The sequence below is a fragment of the Corynebacterium sp. HMSC072A02 genome (genome assembly GCF_001810085.1).
Taxonomy (GTDB): Bacteria; Actinomycetota; Actinomycetes; order Mycobacteriales; family Mycobacteriaceae; genus Corynebacterium; species Corynebacterium hesseae.
This window is the reverse complement of record NZ_KV799873.1, coordinates 42,447-63,933: the sequence shown is the minus strand read 5'-3', so window position 1 is coordinate 63,933 and position 21,487 is coordinate 42,447. Positions and strand designations below refer to the sequence as shown.

Here is a 21,487-nt window from a genome sequence, read left to right as displayed (position 1 = left end):
CCGCCGTACCACTTACCCCGGCAACAGCTCAGAGGCCTCCCCCACCACGCTCACCACGAGCACATCGCGCGCACGCGAGGCCGCCACGTAGAGCAAAGCCCGCTCCCGCTGCAGCGCCTCGTCGGCCTCGGCTGGTGCAAGTCCCTTCATCAGGTAGCGCTGCGGCAGCGCCTCGCGGCTTACATCAAGCAAGATGACATGCGTGAACTCTAAGCCCTTGGCGTTGTGCATCGTCATCACCGCCACCGGGCGCTCCCGGGAGGTGCGCCGCCCAGTGCTCACGGCCACGCCCAGCTCGCCCAGCTGCGTGGCGATCTCATCCTTGCGGGCATTAGTCCGGGTCAGCACACCGATGGAGACATCCTCATCCCCGGAGGTCCAGTCCCGGATGCGCGCGGCCAAGGCCTCAGCCTCTTCCGCCTTGCTCGCAGAATTCACCACAACCGGCGCCGGACCCTGGCGCACCGAACGGTAGCCATGCAGATCGTCGATATTCTCTTCCGAATCCACCCACTCGGCACCGTCCAGAATCGCCGTGGCATAGCCCAGGTTCTGCCGGGTCGTGCGGTAATTCACGCGCAGCTTCGTCGTGGCGCGGCCGCGGGTTTCAATCCCGTAATCACGCAGCACCAACCGCTGGCCATAGATGCGCTGGTGCGAATCCTCCGCAATGAAGATGTCATTCGGCCCGCGCTTGGCCACCGCCCGCAGAAACTTCCAGTGGCCGGCGTGGAAATCCTGGGCTTCGTCGATAAGCACGTGGTCAAACATGCCCTCAGTGCCCGTGCGGTGCTCCACGATGTGCGCGGCCACCACCGCCGCAGCCGCATAGGTCAGCTTCCCAATCGACGCGCACGCCGCGTGGAAGTACTCCACAATCGCCCACACCGCCTTGCGCTCAGCGCGGTTGAGCGGAGTCCCCCGCCCGGTGCGCCGCGCACGCAGGTAGGTCTTCTCATCCGTGATCCCCTGCGTGAGGATCACCGCCGAGTACTCCTGTGCCAAAAACGTCGGGTGGGATTTCTCCCGCGGGAGTGAGCCACCTTTCAGCTCCGCGGCCTCCTGCCACTGCCGCTTTTCCTCCACACCATCCAAGCCTCGGGGCACAAAGTCCCCATCAATGTTGAGCACCGCAGCCATCGCGGCGGCGCGCTCGGCTGCCTGTGCGTTCGCCAGCACATCGAAGACGAGCGCATCAACGCCACTGATCCACAGCCCCGGCGCGCCATGCACGGAAGCTTCCGGGAACGTCGGGTACAGCTCATTCATCTGCGCCTTAAGCGCGTTGGCCAGCTCACGCGTGTAGGTGGTCAAAAAGACGCGCGCCTTCGGGTTCTTCTGCAGCAGGTACTTCGTGCGGTGCACCACCACCACGGTCTTGCCAGTACCAGCACCACCCGTGATGCGCGCGGAACCCGAGTGCTCGGCCTCGACCGCGCGACGCTGGCTCGGGTGCAGGAACACCCGCCACTCGGCAAAGGAGCCCTCGAGGATGGCCGCCAGCTCCTCCTCGCCGGGGTCGATGACGAAGGCCCTGCGGCCCGCCGGGGACTTGATGCCTTCCACCAGTGCCTTATCCGAGCTTGCCTCAGCCACCGCGGACTGCGCCAAGCCCAAATCTTCGCGCACCTCAGCAACGCTCATCCCGGACAGCAGCCCGACCACCGCATCTTGTTCCCATTCAGGCGCGCCCGCCAGTGCTGCCAACGCTTCCTCCGTTGTGGCGGCGCGCTCCAGCACCGCCACCGTCTGCGGGGAAAGACCGAGTTCATCGCTGAGCGCCTGCTTGTCGACGCCCACCGCATCCCACGGCCTCACTCCCTCACCGTCCGCTGGGGCATCCGCCGAAGGCTCAGCATTCGACTCGGCTTCGGCCTCCGCTTTCGCCGCTGCTTCCGCAGCGCGCTGCTCGGCCGCCAGGCGCTTGGCGCGTGACTCAATCTCCGCCTGCGGTATCGCCGTCGAGGCCTCTGATGCCGTGGCATCCACGAGCGACGGAACGCCGGAGACCCCGTTGACCACGAGCGTCTTCGACGTGGCGAGTGCGTAGGCATCATCGTGATTGAGGATGTCAATGAGAACGAACATGGTGTCGTTGCCATCGTGCAGCTCGAAGAGCACAGCGCGGTACTTGCGGTTGACGCGGGCTGTGCGCACGCGCTTATCCACCGCATCCTTGACGGGCTCCACGTGCAGCGACGGGTTCGTGGGATCGTCCACCAGCTTGTTATAGAACTCTAGGATCTGGTTTCCCAGGTTGTAGCGGTCCTCAATGCGGCGGTAGAAGGACAGGCTCGTTGCCATTGCTTTCCTCTCTTTTAAAGTCAGCGGATCAGGAGGCGCTCAGCGCCGCGGTCAGGGAATCAGGAACGGAATCAAAGTCAGCGCCGAAGACGGCATAGCCCTCGGCCTCGAAGCTAGCGCGAAGGTCGTCGGCGTCCTCGGCAAAGAGCAGCAGCACCTTGTACTGCGGCCACTGCGCCACCACCGGAACACCGGAAACCTCACCGCCCACGGAATCAGCATCCGGCTCGGGCAAGCCCGCCGCCGCCATAACTCGCAGCGCTGCCGCCACCTCCGGCTCGTCGGCGAAGGCATCCACTGCCTCGGCCCACCCAAGAGTCATTTCGACCACTGCCGCTGGCTCGGTAGGCTCTGAGACTGGAGTATCCGGAAGCACCTCGCGTGCCACAGCATCTTCCACTGCGGACTCAATCACTTCTACCTGTGCAAGCATCGGGTCCAGATATGCCATGTTGCTTAAGCTCAAGAACAGCCTCCAGGCACTTAAGTTTTCTGAGACATTGGTGGAATCAAATCGAACGCGACGACGCATCTTTGCAGCACCGACGGTGACAGTACTGAGATATGTCTTCTCAAAACCGTCTACGACCGCCCTTCCTCCGTGAGCTGCTTGAGCAAATGCCGCTTCACTGAAAAGCGACCATTTTTGTTCCGGATGCATCAATAGTTCTAGCAGCTGTGTCATAGGATCTTTCTCCAATTGGAGAAGATCATCCAATGACAAGTCGCTTCCTTCGACCATTGGAGAATAAAGTTTCGGCTCTGTCCACAGCGGCGCGACCGGCGGATCCTCGCGCACTGTTGCCTGCCGGGCATCAATGTCCTGCCACGTCAGCGACCACGGCAGGTAACCCAACTCGTAGAGCCCGTTGCGCTTATCAAAGTCATCCTTCACCCGGTTGTGCACCGCACTGGCGTGGAAGGCTTCGCCATCGAGGTAGACGGCGATATCACGGATGGCACTATCGCGCGTGGAGAAGACGAAGTCCGGGATGGTTCCGCCAATCTGCTTTTGCTCCTCCATGACCCAATCATGGCGCGAGTCATCAAAGCTGATGTCCCACTGCGCGTGGTTACCCTTCATGGATTCCACCACCGTGGCGCCTTCCTCCTTCAAGTCCGCACGCAGCTGTTCCACAAAGCGCTGCTCCAGCTTGGACTGCTCGCTGCGCTCCGGGCGCTCCTCGGTGAGATGGCCCTCCCACGTAAAGGAAGCCGGATCAGCATCAGTAGAGACCTGGAGGTCATCCGCCAAAATCTTGCGCAGCGCCACCACCGCGGCCTCACGGGAGGTCTGCGGTATCTGGCTGCTGCGTGCAAAGGGCAGCAAACACGACGGGCAGCACTGCCGCGCTTCCTCAGCACAGTGGCAGGAGGCCAAGCGCCGGTAGGCCACGAGCAACATCTGGCGCACGTGCGCCGGTTCCGTGAACTGCGCCAGGTAACCAGTACCGCCCGGCACGGTGTCATGAATAAGCAACATATCCACTGGGCTGCCATCGGAATCCACGCGCACCGGCTCCACATCCAGGTGGTCCGGGTTGCCGCCCAGGTACTCCTTAAAGCCCAGCTTGAGTGCGGCCACCAAGGAGGGCAGCGTGGTGGATTCCACCATTCCTAGCAGCGCCGGCAGGTGCACGAGAACCGCCTGCGTGCCCAGGCTGCGCCCCAGCGCAAAGCTAATGGAGTGCTCCTCAGCCGCGTTACGGTACTCGCACCACGGCGCGTGGTCCTGCCAGCGGTTAGCGCCCACATCGGAATCCAAGTGCCCGCAGCGCTCGCATACTCGGAACAGCGGCGCCTCGCGCTCTACTGCCGCAAAGGTGCGCTGGCTGCCGCCGCCCATGCGGCCCAAGTTCAGCCACCGCATCTCCACATGCGCCAAATACTCCATGCCGAAGCCGGAATCAGACAGGTACCAAGCCTTACCGCGCCCGCCCTCGGGCACATCAAAACTCAGCTGCGTGTGGAAGCGCAGGGAGGTGCGGTCATCGGTGATGTCATTGATAGCGGAGCGCGCCGCGTCCACGGTGGCATAGACCTTGGTCATCTCCACCACATCAATGAGCTGGTTCCGATCCGCAAAGCCCTTGGCCCCACACTCCGGGCACGCACCTACGCGCGGGGCGGCCACGGCTACTTCCTCATCGCTGGAGAGCACCGCACCGGTGGCTTCCGAATAGGAGCACTCCGGGCACAGGCGCCATTGAGTCAGCGCCGAGTGGTGCTCACCCAACTCCACCGAGTCCACCTTCGCGCCCACGCCCTGCACGTAGAAGGTGTTGCCGGGGGCTAGCTCCGTCAGCGCTGAGGAGACACCGCGGCTATAGCTATAGGTCTCCGTCTCAAATTTCTGTACCTCCTCGTTGAAGGAGGAGACAGCCAGGTTGAACTCCACGGCATCATCCAACAACGTGAAGTTCGGCAGCAGCCCGAAGCGCTCCAAAGCGCTAATCCAGTACTCATCGGCGTGGTCCTCCAGCTGCTTGCGCACAAACCTCTGGGAAGCCACCGTGGCATCAAACTGGTTCTTCAGCTCATCATCCTCCACCGCGGAGGCCTCCACGCGTGCCTTCAACTCCGTCACGCGCTTGCTCAGTACCTCCCGGCGGGACAGAAGCAGCTTCTGCGTTGCACCCCAACGCTCGCGTGCGGATTGCAAGTCCGCCACCATGCCGGACGAAGCACCATCCTCACCCGGCAGGCACCAGCCGCGTAGCTCTTCCAGTACCTCCGCCGAAGCATGCTGCGCCACCGTAGAAGCAAAACGCTCATAGGCCGCCAACACCACTGAAGGCGAAAGCTCAACCAACGCATCCACCACGGAGTAGCTGGCATACGTAAACACATCACGCGCGCTGCGCAGCTGCTCCACCGAGCCCGCCACATCAGTGCTATCCAGCAGGTAGGCCACGAACTGGCGGTGCATAATATCGCGCGCGGACAGATACGCCGCGGGCGCTGTCACCGAACCAGCGATGGTCTCCAGCGGATGCTCCAAGGTGGTCAGGGCACGCCCGCGCCCGCGCACCAGCGCCACGATGAGGGAGTTACCCGTCAAACGCCCGGCGCGTCCCACGCGCTGCACGTAGCTGGCCACCGTGTGCGGCATGGAGGACAGCATCACCGTGGACAGATCACCGATGTCGATGCCCATCTCCAGAGTCGGCGTGGCCACGAGCACGTTCGGCGCCGAGGCGGACTGCTGCGCAAAGGGCCGCTTGAACTCATCCTCCAACTCCTTGCGCCTAGGTGTGGGCACCAGGCCCGTGTGCTCTTCCGCCACCACGGTGCGGGTATTCGCGCTGCGGTAGAGCCGCTGGTAGTAGTTGTCCTCCACGCCCACCGGCACGAAGTGCCCGGTACAGGACAACGTAAAGCACGCCACCGAAGACATCGCCTCACGCGCCGCCGCATCCACGCCCACGCGCAGGTGGCACACCGGGCATTCCAACAGCCCCGGCTCGGCTTCTTCGCGCACGATGATGTTGCCCGGGTCCAGCGCATACACGCGCCCGCCCGTGGCCGTCGGCACGGAGAACACCACTTCCTCGAACTCGAGCTGCTTGAACAGCTCCGCCACCTGGTTGGCTGCATCGAAGGCGCTGCTTGTCGACGCCCCCAGCGCCGCCTTCGTCCACCGTGCGTACCAGCCCTTCTGGGAGTCCAGCGGCATCGTGGCATTATTATCGCGCTTGCCCAACGCCCCCTTGAGCGCCGCCCCCGCACGCGGGAATTTCGGCGCACCACCGCGCACGAACGCGGGTATTCCCTTGGCACGTGCCTGACGGCGGTTAAGCAACCACGGGTTGCAGTCCTGGCGCAGGTAGTCCTTGAGCCACGGGTGGGCAATGCCACCGGCAATGCGCAGGTACTCCACCACACCACGCGCCCACGCCAAGAGCTCCGCATCCGTGGCCAGCGTTCCCGCCACCGCACGCGCCGCCGACAGCAGCACCGCATCAGACACGCCCACCGACACCGACAGCGTCCCCGTCGTCACCAACGAGCGCGGCAGATCCACCCTGTCACCGAACTGCAACGCCAGGTCCAAATCCAACCGCGACTGCAACGCCGCCAACGCACGCCGCTGCTCCGCAGCACCAGCGCCCTTTTCCCACACTGCCCGGTAGCGGGGTGACTCTTTCAACTGCGGCGGCAACAGCTCATAGAGCGCCCGCGCCCTCACCGCCGGTTCCGACTCCTCACGCGCATGCTCCACCATGCGCGCCGCCACCGACGACAACGGCACGCCTGCGGACAACGATGAACCTGCCGTCGTTTCAGACGACGAAGACGATTCAGAGGAATCAGCAAACGAGCGAACCGCTCGCCAGATACGCGCACGCAGCGCGAAAGCGCGCGCACGGCTTTGCACGAAGCCAGCGCGGTGCGCGGCATCCTGCACAGAGTCCGCGAAGACCAGAGTCTTCTTCTCCGCGGAATCCAGATCATCCATACCGAAGAGGTTGCTCAGCGCCACCGAAAGCAACGTCGCCACCGAAGAACCCAAGAAGCGCATCGCGTCGTCTTCACCACAGGACGGGCACTGCTGCGCCTTCGCGCGCTCCTCCGCATCTTCACCGGAGTAGACCAGCACCGGCACCACTGGGGATTCCTCCATGGTCTCCGAATCAGGTGCCTTTGGCGTCAAACCTGGCAGGTCCAGGTTCAACCACGCCACGCGGGAGCTCTCGCCCTCCGCGCGCGTAACGCCCTGCGCCACCTCACTCGTGGCATCAATGAGCGGACGCTGGCGCTCCGGCGCGCTAATAGCAATGCGGCGGATCTCTTGCGGTGCGGTGACATACGTATCCCCACCGGGTTGTTCCGCCAGCATCCATCCGGAGCGCCCACAGTGGCGGCAATAAATCGCCGGCAACCACGCCTTTGGCGCATCGCCTGCAGCCTGCACCGTGTGCGCACCCATGCCGCCATCATCGGACCACCTGAACACCGAAGAACGCGACGATGACGCCACTGCCCTATCGATGCGGGAGATTTCTCGCACCCACAGGTGCAGTTCCACGCCGGGGAACTTCTTTCCATCCCAGCCCAACGCGGCACCGAGCTCCGCGCGCACATAAGCAATGAAGGACAACGTCAGCGATAAGAACTCGACTGCCAACTCGCGGTGACTGCGCAGCACGTTAGCCGGAAACACTCGCGAAACCAACGGTTCCACCGCCACGATATCGGTACCCGGAACACCAGCTTCACCGTGCTCCAGCGGCACCGGCGTTGCGGCCTCCCGCAGTATCGCGCACACCAATTCATTACCGGCCATTGCTAGAACCGAGTCAGCCAAGTCCGGGGAAGAATTCAAGCCAGGCAAAGAACCGAAGACGTGCCGGCTCATCGCCTCGAACACCGCCACATCAAACGACGATGCATCTTCAGCAGAACCTGAAGCAGCAACCGCAGCCGACACCTCATCAACAACGTTTTGCATAACCTCCACCGAAGGTGTCGGCGTCACTGGCGGAAGCACTTCAGCAACATCGGAGACCGATGAACCTTCGTCGTTTGAAACGACGGCCCGCAGCTTCGCCGCCAATGGTGCGACCGTAGACTGCCACTCCTCCACGGTCATGAGCGTCTCCCCGACAACTGCATCCGGCGGCATCTGTTCACCAAAGACCGTGTAAGCAAACGACAACATATCGCTATGCGGTGCCGCCGATTCAGCGCAGGAGCCCTCAGCGATCTCGGAGCCTTCGGAGCTTTCGGCGCTCTTATCCCCCAGCGTTGCGGAGGTCGCCACCGGCGTTACCTTACCCAAAGGACGCTTGGCATCCTCAGGCGAAAGGAAACCTTCGGGCTGATACTTCTTGAGCATCAATCCGAGTCGGCGCAGCAGCATCGCCACGTCTGTGCCTTGGGCCGCGTCATAGGTGTGGAACTCATCGAGTACCAAGTACTGCAAAGACCGCGCGGATTTCTCCCACAGGTCACGATCCTGCTCACGCAGCAGCAACTGGTCCAGCATCTTGTAGTTGGTCAACAAGATATCCGGCGGGGTATCCCGCAGCACCGAACGGTCAGAAATCAGACCATCTTTCGATACCTTCCTCCGGCCACCGGAGACAACTTCACCGGTGTAGATACCTGCTGTTACCCCAGCGAGCTCAGCCTCCGCATGCAGCAGCTTGGCCAAACGGCGTTCCTGATCGGATGCCAGCGCGTTCATCGGATACAGAATCAACGCCTTGATTCCGCTGCCGTTAGAACGGCGGCAATGATCCAAAATCGGATAGAGGAAGGACTCCGTCTTACCCGAACCCGTACCCGTCACCACCAACGTCGGTGAAGGTCGCCGCTTCGAACCCGTCGAATAATCAAACGAGGACAACCGCTCGAAGGCCTCCGCTTGATGGCGGTAAGGCTTAAAGCCAGACGGCAGCCAGCCCAGAATCCCATCCCATGACTTCGCCGGTGCATAAGGCAAGCGCGTGCGCACATACGGCCCGTAGAACATACCGCCCTGCGGGTCGTTGAGGAACTCCCGCAGCTGCTGGGAGGTCAGGTCCTCTGCCAGGGAGAAGGTCGTGGTGAGGTACTCCGACAACCCATCAACAATGTGGGTGGAGGCGTATGTAGGGATGAGACTCGACATAAGGTGCTACTTCAATACTTTCGGTCTTCGCTTCTGGCTTCCGGAACTATTGCTGGTTCATCATCGCAGCATACTTTTCATACGCCGCCGCCAAGTCTGCTTCGCGGTCCAATGGTGCAAACGGATACTCAAAGGTGTACTCGACTCCCGACTGCGGATGCGTCCACGTGCGTTCCTCTTCCGAGAGTTGCTGCCCATCCTTGAGCTTCTTCTCCAGCTTCAGGATCTCCTTGGGTACCTTGCGACCATTTGCGTCGTACAAGTCTTCCTGGTCATAACGCCTCATTACCGGGAACTGCGTCCGGTAGATCATCAGCAACTCATCCAGAGTGACTCCCAACGACAAAGCGACCATGGCATCGATTTCGTTCTGGGCGTGGAAGCGGTCGCGAGCGTTGCGAATTGGTGTATCGATGGTCCACACGGTTTTCTGCAAGTTGTTCCAAAGCGACGCGTACGCATTGGTAAGGGCATTCAGTTCAAGGAGTTTTCTGGACACCAAAGGTTTCAACTCCGGTGCGACCGAAAACGGCAACTGCTCAATGACACTGGCATACAGATTCGCTACACCGACTGACCTCACGACGAAATCTGAAAGCAGGCTTGATAGCACTGCTCCTGCGAGCACCGTATTTTCTTCTGATTCAATGGCCACCCCAGAAATGGCGGCACCTGAGATTGCGCTCCGCTTGGGAATTAGAGCGGAATAAAGAGTTCGGAATCCTGTAGTAGCCGCCATCTTTCTCCATGCGAAGCGATAAAAGCTACGATCCTCAACTTCTTGTCCATCGTCCCGTCTGTGAAAGGTATACCCAGCGTCATAACTCACTTCGCTTCGATCAGGAAGAAACGCCGTCGCTGGAATGAAGTCATCAGAGACGGCCTCGAGATCAATTTCGGACCAATCCTGGTTGTGCTTCATCGTCGGGTTCGGCTGCTTGATCATCGGCGTTGAAATACCAAGATGCGGCCCCTGAAGAATCGCATCATCCCAGCTATCTGGATGTTGCCAAGAAGAATCGAAATAGCCAGCCTTTTTATCTGCAGTCTCATGCCAACCATTGGAAAACTTGAGGCCCAGAGACTTAATACGTGGTGTCTCGGCAAGCTTCGCCAAGACAGCTGCGGCCTCACTGTTTACCGAATAGACGGTGCGGGTCTCAAGCAATGGAGCACCCGATTCCTCGATGATCGAGTTCCACACCTTGAGTGTGTCCTCGTCGACGGTGATGATGCGATCGCGGTGTGGGCGCAAGTCCCATTTGCCGTCATCGTCTTTAAAGCCCGGAAGGTTTCCAGAGCCATCATGATTGAAGGAGTCGATGACTGTTCGCGGGTGATAGAGCGACGCTGCGGAAACGAAACTCGGTCGTTTATGTCGCTGTCCGTAAACATGAATTCCATACGAGTTGTGATGGTCGACATCAAACAGAACAAGCTCGTTAATGAACTGCCAGTGCCTGCGCAACCGTCGATAAGCACCTGCCCTCAGCGCTGCGGCCTTTTTCTCCGTGAAGTGCGACTCGGGGTGGATGAGTGAGATGATGCCGTTCTCAGCGGCATTAGCCCACGTGCGTTCCATGAAACCGCGGTAGAGATCGGGCTGTTGGTTTTGGAGGTGCGGGTAGCGGGTGACGTCGCCAAGCACTGCGGAGGTGACCACTGCTTCCGCGAGGCCCTTAGAGAGGGTCTCAAGCACGGCGTCATTGTCGGCGAGAAGTTCGCGGCGCTGTCTCTTCTCTGTCTGGGTGGGCTTGTTGGCAAGACTGAACCAGGGGTCATGTTCAGACAGCAGTGCGTCCATGTCGGTTCGCGGGCGCACCCACGGCGGGTTGCCCACCTGGAAGTCGAAGCCGCCCTTAGCCATGACGGTGGCGAAGTCCAGGTCCCAGTGGAAGAAGGCTTGTTCCTGGGCAATGGTGTTGGCGGTCTGCAGCCAGGGGTGTGCTTCGAAGACGTCCTCGTAGCGCAGGCGGCCGGAGGTGGAGCGGTCGAGTGATTCGACGTAGTCCAGTTCGTCCCAGGACATGTCGAAGCCGAAGGCGTACTGGTTGTCCTTGCGGTAGCGCTTCTGGCCTTCATTGGGGATACCGAGGAGGTCCTGCATGGTGGCGAGGTACTCGGTGATATCGGGAAGCTCATCGGTGGCGGTAACCGGCCAGTACCAGAGTGCGTTCCAGGCGTTCATGGCGGTGCGCAGGCGAAGGTAGGCGCCCTCGTTGTTGTGGAGGAGTTCTTCTTCCACCTGGGCGCGGGTGACCACGTCAGTGCGCTTGGCGGTGTTGGGTTCCTGACCCCACAGATCCAGGTCACGGCGGACTTGGTCCTCGGCGATGCGCAGGCGGATAAGGGAGAGCTCCCAGAGGCGCTCGACCTGGTTGGACAGTGCGGTGGCGAGTTTGGTCTGTGTCTTGTTCAGTGGCTTGCAGATGGATTTTTGCCAGGCCTTCATGGCCTTGATTTCGTCCGCCGCGAGGTTCTTTAAGTCCTTGGCGTCCACGGCACTTCCCCAGCCGTGGCTGGGGACTAGGAAGTGGTGAATGCGCCCGGTTGGGTGCTGGTCCGTCTCGTTGGCATCGATGGCCTCCGCTAGTTGCTTCAGCGGATGGTGCTGCGGGGACAGCGTGAGATAGTTCTGAACTCCCTTCTTCTTCGATGCGGTGGTGGAGACTTCCTTGGCACTGAAGGTGGAGCGGGTAGCACCCACCAGCGAGTTGCCGTGGCGAAGGTGCAGGCCGAACCAAGGGGCTTTGAGCTCCTTGGTCATGGTGTTGAGCCACAGGGAGATTTCGGCGAGCTCCACGGCGGTTTTGTTGAGGTCCACGCCGTAGACCTGGTGCAGTGCGATGGAAGCCTTGACCTTTTGCAGCTCCTGGGTGCGGTCCTCACCGGGGATTTCCTTGCCCAGTTCGGCTTGCTTCTTGTTCAGGTAGAGCTCTGCGAGCTGGTTTACGGCTTCCACGGCGAAGGCACCGGAGCCCATGGCGGGCTCACAGATGGTGAGGGTGAGGATATCATCGGCGTTGTCGATGCGGCCGGTTGCTTTGAGCTCTTCGATGGCCTGGCCAACGGTGAACTCGGTGATGACGGGTGGTGAGTAAAAAGACGCGGAACGCTCGCGGTCACGGGAGGATTGGCGGTAGACAAAGCTGCCGCGGGCGTGGGTGCGCTGGACGCGTTCCACGCCGCCGTGTTCGCTTTCGCGGTCTTCGTAGACGATGGAATCCTGCGGGAGCGTGCGTGCTTGTGGTTCGGGAACCACCCAGGAGCCTTTGGAAGGATCGCCGTGCTTGGCTACTTCTACGAGGTCTTCTTGGGCGATGAAGCCGGTATAGGACATCAGGCCCTCGTAGACCTGGCCCAGCTCAGTCACGCCCAGGGTGGCGTAGGAGATGAAGCCGCGGTCACTGCCCCGCTTTTCTTTTGTGAGAAGGAGGTTCTGCAGGACCCGGTGCAGCGCCAGGTTGGAAAGCTTGACCTCATCGATGTAAGAGGTGGCTTCAGACTTGAACAGGTCCGCGTCGAGGTTGCGGAATTCCAGGCCGTCTTCGGTGGCGTTGGCGTCGTAAAGCTCGGCGCTTTCATCGTGCGGATCGTGGCCGCGGTTGACGCGCTCAAAGAGCAGTTGGAGGCTTTCGTATAGGTGCGTGCCGTTTTGGGTGCGGTGCGTGGTGGGCTCGGTGAGGATGAGATCCCGCAGGCGGGAGAGGCCATAGCCTTCGTCATAGTCGTTGTCCCCGGTGGGCAGGATTTGGAGTTCCGGAGAGGATTCGGCGAAGAGGAGGAAGAGGATGCGGTAGAGGTAGCGCAGGGCTTGGTTGGCAAGTTCGTTGCCGTCGATGTCACTGTTCGTATGCTGCTGCGCTCTGCGCTGCAGGACGTCGTTGCCGATGATCTCAATCGAGGCCTTGATGGCACCACGCAGTTCCTCGGAGACTTTGACGGAGTGCTCGCGGGCTTGGGCTAGGGTGTCGAGCCACCAGGTGGTGCCGTCCGCACCCCGCATGGTGTGCTCGGCGGCGAGGATAGAGACGACTCGTGGGAGTTCGCCTTTGGCTTTCTGGTCGTTGCGCTCGACGGCGAGGCCTAGGTCCACGGCGAGGTAGCGGCCCAGCGGCCAGGTTTCGCGCTCCGCTAGGACTGCCCAGCGGCCGGCGAGAACCAGGATGAGATCGGGGGCTTGCTCGGTGAGGAAGAGCTCGCCGACGAGCTTGGCGGCGGTGATGCCGAGGGCCTTGGCCTCACCGTTCGAGTTCTGGTGGCCGAGCTCCGGGTCGACGTTAAGGAGCGGGGCGGTCGTGATGTCCTCGACTGAATCCATCTGCCCGGCGCGCAGGATGACCAGGGAGTGGTTCTTGTCCGCGGCGGCGTTCAGCGTGAGGGGCTGGCCGTTGCGGGAGAATTCCAGGCGCTGTGGCTGCGGGTAGCCAAAGGCCGCGGAGACAAGGTCGTAGACCTCGTGCAGTGCATCGTCGGTTGCCTCCATGGAGAGCGCGGAGAGCTTGGTGTGCAGTGCTTCCCTGCGGGAGGTCAGGCGCAGCAGCGGGGATTGGGTGTGCTCGTGGCCGGCGTTCTTGGCATCCTTGTCCGTTGCCTTCCACTCTTTGACGGCCTCCTCCACGCGCTTGCCAAAGGAACTGCCTTTGTCATCGGTGGTGAGGTAGTAATCCGAGATCCATTCCTCGACGTTGATGATGGAATCGAAGTCTGCCATTAGCGTGCCTCTGCTTCGTTGGGATTGGAGTGGTCAGTGTCTGGGAGGATGAGCGCGAGCGGGCGCACGAGGGAGCGCTCCGGGGCCATGGATTTCAACAGCTCCTCGTCCTGGTGGATAAGGCGCTTGGTGTCCTTGATCTTGAGGGTCTGCTGACCGTCGTTGGCCTGCTGCCAGTGATCGGCGCGCTGCTGCCAGCCGGCGATGCGGTCTTGCGCGTGGTCCAGGTTGGTGTTCTTGACCACGGTGAGGTGGCTGTGCGCGGCCCCCACGGCGGCGGCGATGAGCTGGCCGGCGGTATCGGGGACGGCGAACTCGCCGGGGTTGATGGCGTTGTCCGTCAAACCAATGCGGCCCAGCCAGGCATAGATGTCTTCGTGGACCTCAATGTCCACTGCCTGCATGCCGGCGGGGACGGCGAAGCCGAAGGGGCCTTCCGTGGCGGTGAGGAAGGTGCGGGAGAGCACCTGCCCGCGGGAGTTGGTCAGGGTTCCCATGAGCAGCAGCGTGGGCGTATCCACCGCGCCGAGCACGGCGGGGATTTCGCTTTGCGTCATGTTCGTCAGGGCGCGGTCGGCGGCCCACTCGGAGACCGGGTGCAGCGGGCCGAGGAAGTGGGCGCGCGGCCAGGACTTCTCCGAGTCGCCTTCGCGCGCTGCCTTGAGGTGCTGGTTGCCGCGGCGCGCAGAGGTGGCGAGCATGAGGCGCTCGGTGACTTTGCGGTAGGACACGTAATCCTGCGGCAGGTAATCAAAGCGCCGGCACAGATCGCGCGGAGGGGTTAGCTCCGCGATGTCATTATCGTGCAGTACGTAGTCCACGCCACCGGCGCTCAACGGTTTATCGGCCGAATCTTGGTAGGCCTCCGCCAGGGCATCACCGAGATAGTCCTTTTCCGCGCGGTAGAGGCTGTGGCGTACCGAGCGGCGCGACGGCGAGGGCGCGGTGTCGTTGGTGTGCTCGACGTCGTTGGTGCGCTCGGAATTGTCGGTGCTCTCGGCGTCGTCCGGGCCGCTGGTGGACGCGGCGGCGAGAAGGGCCCAGATATCGCCGTTTAGGCCGGAAGGGTTAGCGGCCTCCTCGGGTTCGGTGGCACGCGCGGGCTTGGCGTGCGCGCCGGTGAGGATCTCCTCCGGGGAGGCCACGACCTCATCGAAGTCGCGCTCGTGCATGAGAACCGCGCGGATCTCATCTTCCTCCGCCTTGGGGTTGTGCTTGCCCATGAGCGGGGCGGCATCGCCGAGGAGTTGGTTGGCGGAATACTCGCGGTCAATGAGGCGGGTGAGCACGCGCAGCTCACCGATGGATTCGGCCACCTCCGCGTCCTTCGGGTCGAGCAGCAGGGAGGTAATCTCCGGCTCGTGCTCCTGGCCGTAGCGGTCGATGCGGCCGTTGCGCTGCTGGATGCGGATGAGCGACCACGGGATGTCATAGTGCACCAGGTGGTGGCACTGGGCGTGCAGGTTGACGCCTTCGGAAGCGACGTCGCCAGTAATGAGCACACGGAGAGGGGTGTCGGTGCGCTTGAATTCGTCGATAAGCGCCAGCTGATCCGAATCCGACAGGCCACCGTGCATAACTTTCACCGCGCCCTTCGGGAGCTTGAGATGCTTGGCGACGTTCTCCCGCAGCCACCGCAAGGTGGCCACCCTCTCGGAGAAGATGACCACGCGGCGCTCGGAGCCCTTCTTGACGCCTATCTCCATAAGGTAGTCAATGAGCGCGGCGAACTTGTTGGAGTTTTCCTCGGTGACCTTGTTGTTGAGCTCGGCGAGGCGCTCCAGGTTGGCTTGCTCTTTGGGCTTGTCCAGCTTCTGGCGCGCGGCAATGGACTCCGCCAGCGCCGCCGGGGAGGACAGGAAGGCCTTGACCAAGGTCCAGGGGAAGAGGCGATCATTCGCCGTGGTGGCCGGGCCGTTCACCCAATCCTCGGCGATGGCGCGCGCCACGGCATTTTCCTCCGGGGAGGCATCCACCAGGATGTTGCGGGGCTCGCCGCGCTTGGCCCACTTCTCCCCCACCACGGAGGCCACCTCCGGTGAATTGCGGTGGCGGCGGATGATGAGCTTCTTCGCAGCCTCCATGTCGATGGAGCCGTCCGGGAGGACGGAAAGCGGGTCGAGCAAGCGCAGGATTTCCTTGAAGGATTCCTCCCGCCCGTTGTGCGGGGTGGCCGAGGCCAAGATGAGGGACTCCGTCGTCGGCGCCAGCGTGCGGGCCAGCTCATTATTTTGGGAGCCGGCGTTCGTGGCATTGTGGATCTCATCGATGACCACGGCATCCCAGCGGACCTTCTCCAGCTGCGCGCGATACTTCGGCGCCTTGAGCGTGTCCATGGAGACGATGACGCGTGGGAAGTAGGTAAAGGGGTTCTTCGATGCCGGCAGTTTCTGGCGGACCTTCTGGATGCCCTGGCTGTCCAGGCGCACCAGCGGGATGGCGAAACGCGTCCACAGTTCCTGCTGGAACTGCTCCATGACGTGCTTGGGCGTGACGACGAGGATGCGCTCTCCCCTGCCGCGGCGGATGAGCTCCGCCAGGATCATGCCGATCTCCAGCGTCTTGCCCAGACCGACGGCATCCGCGAGCAGAACGCGCGGGCGGATGCGCTCATCGGAGAGCGCCGACTTCACGGCGGAGAGCTGATAATCCAGCGGGTCCGCCAGCATCTGCGTGGCTACCTCCAACTGCTTTTGGTACAGCGGCACCGGTGTGCGGCGCAGCGTGGACTCCAGCCACAGGCGGGTGTGGCGAAACTGCGGTGACTCATCCGGGCGGACGGTGACGTTGGCGGGGTCGAAGACCTCGATGTCATCGAGCGCGGTGAAGAAGGTGGCGGTGGTATCGCGCACGTAGTCGCTCACACCGCGCGCCCGGATGCGGAAGCCGTCGGTGGTGCGCGCGACGTTGCTGACCAGCCAGTGCTCGTCGCGGCAGGAGATGGTCACGCCGGGAGCGAGCTGGGAGTAGTCGGTAGAACTACATGAGGAGCCTGGGGAGATCATGGTGCACAACTTATCAGCCGAGTACGACTCGTGCCGTAGTTCATCGATAATTTGGGCGAATTTAATGCACTTGACTATAGCTTTTGGCTGGCTCTATAAGGCTCCTGTTGATTCACTGGATTTCTTCGACGAGCGGCAGGATCTCACCGAGAATCTCGACAGCATCTCCCCGCTTCAATGACTCATGATGCTTCTGATTGCTGTAGGAGCGCAGACAGGAATAGCACGATGTGTCTTCACCACACGAACAATTGTTGACGCGATCAAAAGCTGCTCGAAGAACTCGGGGGAATTCATCAAGGATGGACTTGGTGAAGCCTGCTCCACCAGGAACTGCATCAAAAATCACCAGTCGCGGTTCAAGCGCTTCCACCAGTGTTGCGCCCAAATCATCGCGTGAAATCTCCAACAGGCCTGAGGCAGCCTCTAAAACCGCGTACATCGTTGCCAAGAGCGCATCTGTTGACCTATCTGCGCTCCGGGGTAGGCCAATGATCGCAACATCAGTTTGATATGAATGCTCAAGCGCATAGCGGCTGATGGCACCATAACAATCGCGACCAGTTCGCGGATTCTTGTGCACGTTACAGGGCGCTTGGTCCGACCAACCACAATCCTGACAAGTCCAGAATCCACTGCGCCCGAGCCTGTTCGCTCCTCGGTTGATGACGGTCAGCGTTGCGCGCTTTCGGGCCTCCACCCACATGAACTCAGTTTGGTTTCCATATTCCTGCCGGCAAAAAGCCTCCTCCCCAGGATCCGTGATGTATTCCTCGCGGAAAAAGCGAGCGCGCGGAGGAGCCGCACCAACATTCTTAGGCTCCCGGCCCGCTACGAAACCGAACTTGGGTTGGATAAAGGCCTCTCCACGGCTTTCAACTAAATTGCCGCACTCTTCGCACTCAAAAGGCACATCATTTAGTCTTCGGTATTTCCGACGGCAGTTTCCACACGAAACTAGGAACCCTGTTGGTAGGGCACGGCCGGGCATAGTACGAAGACCAACAGATTCCCATAGCTTTCCGCCAGCGACCACCGAGTTGCCCGGAGCATACTCTCCAATTGCCAAAGCCAAGTCCCGGGCAAGCCGAATGTTCCGAGAATCTGAATCAAAAAGGGTAACCATTTCGACGGTGTCTACTGGGAATCCGTACTTGGGCAACAAGTTATACGCTCCCAAGAAGCCAAGAGTATTTTGCTTTTCAAGCGTGCTGATGGTCCGATCCATGACAGATGCAGCTTTATACTTCTTCTTCGAGCTCAACAGATCTCGCTCTTCAGAAATCACCTTGATGTCATCAGTGAGGGACCGCTCAACCTCAGAAAACAGCGACAAATAATTCTCAACCCAATCCCGCTCAGAGAGCTTAAGCGCGGCGTACGTAGTGGGAGGAATGATCCTTTCCAAAGCGTCCGAAACGCTACTCGGAACTGGCGTTAGAAACTCCCTGAGCAGCTTTACCGACTCGGTATCTTCGGAAAATAGTCCGCCGGCCATCCTCCATGTGCTCCATAAGTCACTATGCGCTCTGAGAAATTCAGCAAATGCGACGGAATAGCAATGTCGTAGGGCGATGCGCTCATTCTCAATGTTCAGGTACGGCGCTCGCATTTCTCCGTCGATCATTTCAGTTGGATTCTTATAGACAGAGAAATCGTGCGCAGCTCGCCGTGCAAACGTCAGAACAAAGGCGGAGGAACCGGTTCGGCGTCCAGCACGGCCGGCACGCTGGACATAGTTTGCCGTTCGTGGCGGAACGTTTCGGAGCAGAACCGACTGAAGAGAGCCCACGTCCACTCCAAGCTCAAATGTGGTTGAGCAAGACAGAACGTTGACCTTGCCGTGGACAAAATCGTCTTGAACCTCTGCTGCTCTTTTCGGAGTCCATTGAGCTGTGTGTTCGAGAGCCCGCAGATTTACGATCTCAAGGTTTTCTGCGAGCCAAGCATAATGGTTCTTCCGGTTTTCATCGGAAAACGGTTCAAACGGCACCAACGTGCCTTCGCATTTTCCGTTTACACAAAGATCCAGGCAATTGAACTCAGTAACCACATGGCATACGTTGCACTTGTACCAAGTCGTTGATTTTCCCGAAGCAAAGCGGAGAGCTGAATAATCAAGCTGGCGGTCAACGCCATGCTTCCTTGCAATTTTTGCAAGGCCAGTGTCTACAAAGCCCTTCCACACTAGGCTCAGTAGTTGCTCGGCATTGTCCCGCAGCTTATCCGACGGAATTCCGCGCGTGGTGAGAAGCTTGAGGATGTATTCAATGCGGTTGTTAGTGGTATGTGCTCGTGCGGGCAACCATGACAGTTGGGTACGATCTGCTGCCTGAATGTGCTCCTGAAAATAGTATTCATGGCGCCGAGGCAGGAACTCATCCGCACTCGTGTCTACTTCAGCAGGATGGGTAACAGCGAATCTCGTTCGAAACTGAGCAGCCATGACATTCAAAAGGCTCAACGCAGCTTCATCGGAGCCAACCAACCGAGCAAGTGGCTCGAATACTTCCATGCGACGCAGCTTGTCGCTATCAACGCTGACGCTCATCAAACCCATACCGTTGAGTGATTGACGAGTGGCCTGGGTGGTTAGCTCCGAGAAAAGCCAATTTCCAATCAGCCTCTTACGCTTGAACTCATCCTGAGACGGCAAAATGACCACATTCGCAAGTGCGCATTGAGCCATATAGTGCATCAGGCTCTCCGCTGTTAGTACTTCACTTGCACGCTCGTTGTTGAGAACTTCGAAGATGATGCGACGCTTCATCAACTCACGATGAGTTCGTTCGAGGTATGGAGCGGCAAAAGCAGCGGCCTGACGACTATCGGAAAAGGCCAGAAGTTTTCGGCCTTGCCCTATCTGCCCCAGCATTTCTTCATCAGGTGGAAGCAGGTCATAGAGGCTGGTTGCTAGGACCGCAGGAGCTGCATTTACATCAGTAGTCAAGCGTCGGATTACGTCCGAGTCTTTATGCCCGCATAGGGCACATCGAGTTTGTACATCGGCGGGTTCGGTATACACCAAGACATCTTTCATCCGTGCAGATGTGTTGCCGCAAGTACATGAGTCTGTGCCGCGAGGTGCCAGCTTTCCGCAATCTGTGCACAATGAGAATGGCTTGGTTAGGTGAGACTCTTCCGGGGCGCTCTGAGTGTTCTTCGCGGTTAACTCATCGGGACTCTCGATATCGTCGTCCGCGTCAACGAGCCACTCCTCTTTGGCAACAGAAAGAGCTGCCCAAGCAAACTCGACATTTTCGCTATTTGTCGTCGGAGGAAGAAACTCTCTTGGCTCCTGCCTTCCACTATTTTTCTGGCCTAGAAGATGAACTCCACCACAGCGCTTGCACGTTCCAAATTCATAGACGTTTCGATTTCCGCACTCCGAAGTTACGCGTCGTTCTAGCGAAATACGGGGGTTACCATCCGGGAGAAAGTCAATGAAGGCACCCTCAGTGGCTTTGACAAACATGTGATAGCGGGCTGACAGTACAGGCACTCCCGCTTGTGTTGTCGTATTACCTAGGTTTACGAGGTTCTTCAATTTCTCTCTTGAAACCTCAGGCGCATCATCAGGCCAGACGTGCTGAGCCGCAATCGTCATGTCCGTACTAGATTCCAATAACAAGCTTCTTAAGCTAGCCACATGCCGTTCGCAAGCAAGAGAATCAAAGCTGTCACCGTCTCTCGTGTCTAGGGCCTGTTGCAGCTTTGATGGTTCAAGGAAGGCGTTTTCATCAAATGACCACGTCCCCTCGTCCACAAACTTCTTCTTGGAGGCGAACACGATGTCTTGCCGGTCTGAATCATTGTCATCCCACTCAAATGCTCCGCCGAAGAAGGAAGTGCCAAACGCCGTGATTTCTTCTTTTGAGCCCTGAAGAGAAGCTGAAGTTGCAATGTACTGCAGTTCTCTATCGCGAGAGACACGATCCTTTAGTCTCCGCAGGAGCAAGCCCACTTCGCTACCTTGCGCTCCTGCGTAAACGTGAGCTTCATCAACCACGATTCGCTTCCAATTACCTGCAGCTGCACCATCAAAGAATGAATTATCTGTCGGCCGCAGGAGCAGATACTCAAGCATTGCGTAGTTCGTCAGCAGTATGTGCGGAGGATTGGCGCGCATTGCTTCACGGCTAATCAGCTCATTAGGCAATGGTTCTGCGCCAAACTGCTCTCGGTATTCCTCAAGCGCTTGCTCCTGAGTTTCACGCGTCTCGCCGGTATATCGACCAAAGGTTAGGTCCGGCATCTTTGCCAGAATTTTACGAAGCCGTTCCACCTGATCATTAGCAAGTGCATTCATTGGATAGAGCAGCAGTGCGCGAACGCCGGCATCCAATGTTCCAGCTTCGCGCTCTTTCAGCAGGTCATTGATAATGGGGATCAAAAACGTCTCAGTTTTTCCTGAACCAGTTCCTGTCGAAACAATCAGGTTTCGCCCTGCATTGATTTTGCGAAGGGCAGTTTCCTGATGCTTATACAGCGGACGCGACTGCGGAAGATACTCACCTAAGAGTGCAAAATCACGATGAAGCTGGCCTTCAGTTATCAGCTGTGTCGGGGTATGGCCCGCTTCAAATGGCGGCGTGATTTGGAGGATTGGACCTGCAGTAAGACTTGACTCCCCATCAATCGTCGAATTGAGCGAAGCGGCAATTTTGCTGTCTTGTGGATTTAACAAGGTCTTGAGGTACCGACGGTACGACGCTGAAATCTGTTGTGCAGCCGTAATCGGATCAACTGACTGGACGGCGCCAGTGCCCTTCCCACCCGTATCGGAATCCTTGCTCCCTCCGATTCCCGTGAAAAGCTTGTCAAAATCTACGTTTTCCATGGAGACTC

The 21,487-nt window shown here is 59.7% G+C and carries 5 protein-coding genes; all 5 read right to left on the bottom strand.

Annotation, left to right across the window (positions count from 1 at the left end; translation table 11 throughout):
* Positions 1–12: 12 nt before the first annotated feature.
* The 5 genes from HMPREF2698_RS11310 to HMPREF2698_RS11290 all read right to left on the bottom strand — a co-directional run bounded on the left by HMPREF2698_RS11310 (position 13) and on the right by HMPREF2698_RS11290 (position 21,479).
* On the bottom strand, positions 13–2,304 hold the full coding sequence (locus HMPREF2698_RS11310; RefSeq protein ID WP_070564752.1) for a 3'-5' exonuclease: 2,292 nt from the start codon (positions 2,302–2,304) through the stop codon (positions 13–15).
* Between the two features lie 28 nt (positions 2,305–2,332).
* Positions 2,333–8,920 carry a DEAD/DEAH box helicase gene (locus HMPREF2698_RS11305; protein ID WP_070564749.1) on the bottom strand — a complete coding sequence of 2,196 codons (6,588 nt, stop codon included), beginning with the start codon at positions 8,918–8,920 and terminating at the stop codon, positions 2,333–2,335.
* A gap of 46 nt (positions 8,921–8,966) precedes the next feature.
* Entirely contained in the window at positions 8,967–13,634 is a 4,668-nt protein-coding gene (locus HMPREF2698_RS11300) for an Eco57I restriction-modification methylase domain-containing protein (RefSeq protein ID WP_070564746.1), read from the bottom strand.
* Positions 13,634–16,639 (bottom strand): DEAD/DEAH box helicase, encoded by a 3,006-nt coding sequence (locus tag HMPREF2698_RS11295; protein WP_070564743.1) that lies wholly within the window; start codon positions 16,637–16,639, stop codon positions 13,634–13,636. The genes HMPREF2698_RS11300 and HMPREF2698_RS11295 overlap by 1 nt, the downstream gene beginning before the upstream one ends.
* A 112-nt stretch (positions 16,640–16,751) precedes the next feature.
* Positions 16,752–21,479 carry a DEAD/DEAH box helicase gene (locus tag HMPREF2698_RS11290; RefSeq protein WP_083303837.1) on the bottom strand — a complete coding sequence of 1,576 codons (4,728 nt, stop codon included), beginning with the start codon at positions 21,477–21,479 and terminating at the stop codon, positions 16,752–16,754.
* Positions 21,480–21,487: the final 8 nt, after the last annotated feature.

Coding starts and splice junctions, on each gene's coding strand:
- HMPREF2698_RS11310 (WP_070564752.1), bottom strand. CDS start 2,304: ATGGCAACGAGCCTGTCCTTCTACCGCCGCATTGAGGACCGCTACAAC.
- HMPREF2698_RS11305 (WP_070564749.1), bottom strand. CDS start 8,920: ATGTCGAGTCTCATCCCTACATACGCCTCCACCCACATTGTTGATGGG.
- HMPREF2698_RS11300 (WP_070564746.1), bottom strand. CDS start 13,634: ATGGCAGACTTCGATTCCATCATCAACGTCGAGGAATGGATCTCGGAT.
- HMPREF2698_RS11295 (WP_070564743.1), bottom strand. CDS start 16,639: ATGATCTCCCCAGGCTCCTCATGTAGTTCTACCGACTACTCCCAGCTC.
- HMPREF2698_RS11290 (WP_083303837.1), bottom strand. CDS start 21,479: ATGGAAAACGTAGATTTTGACAAGCTTTTCACGGGAATCGGAGGGAGC.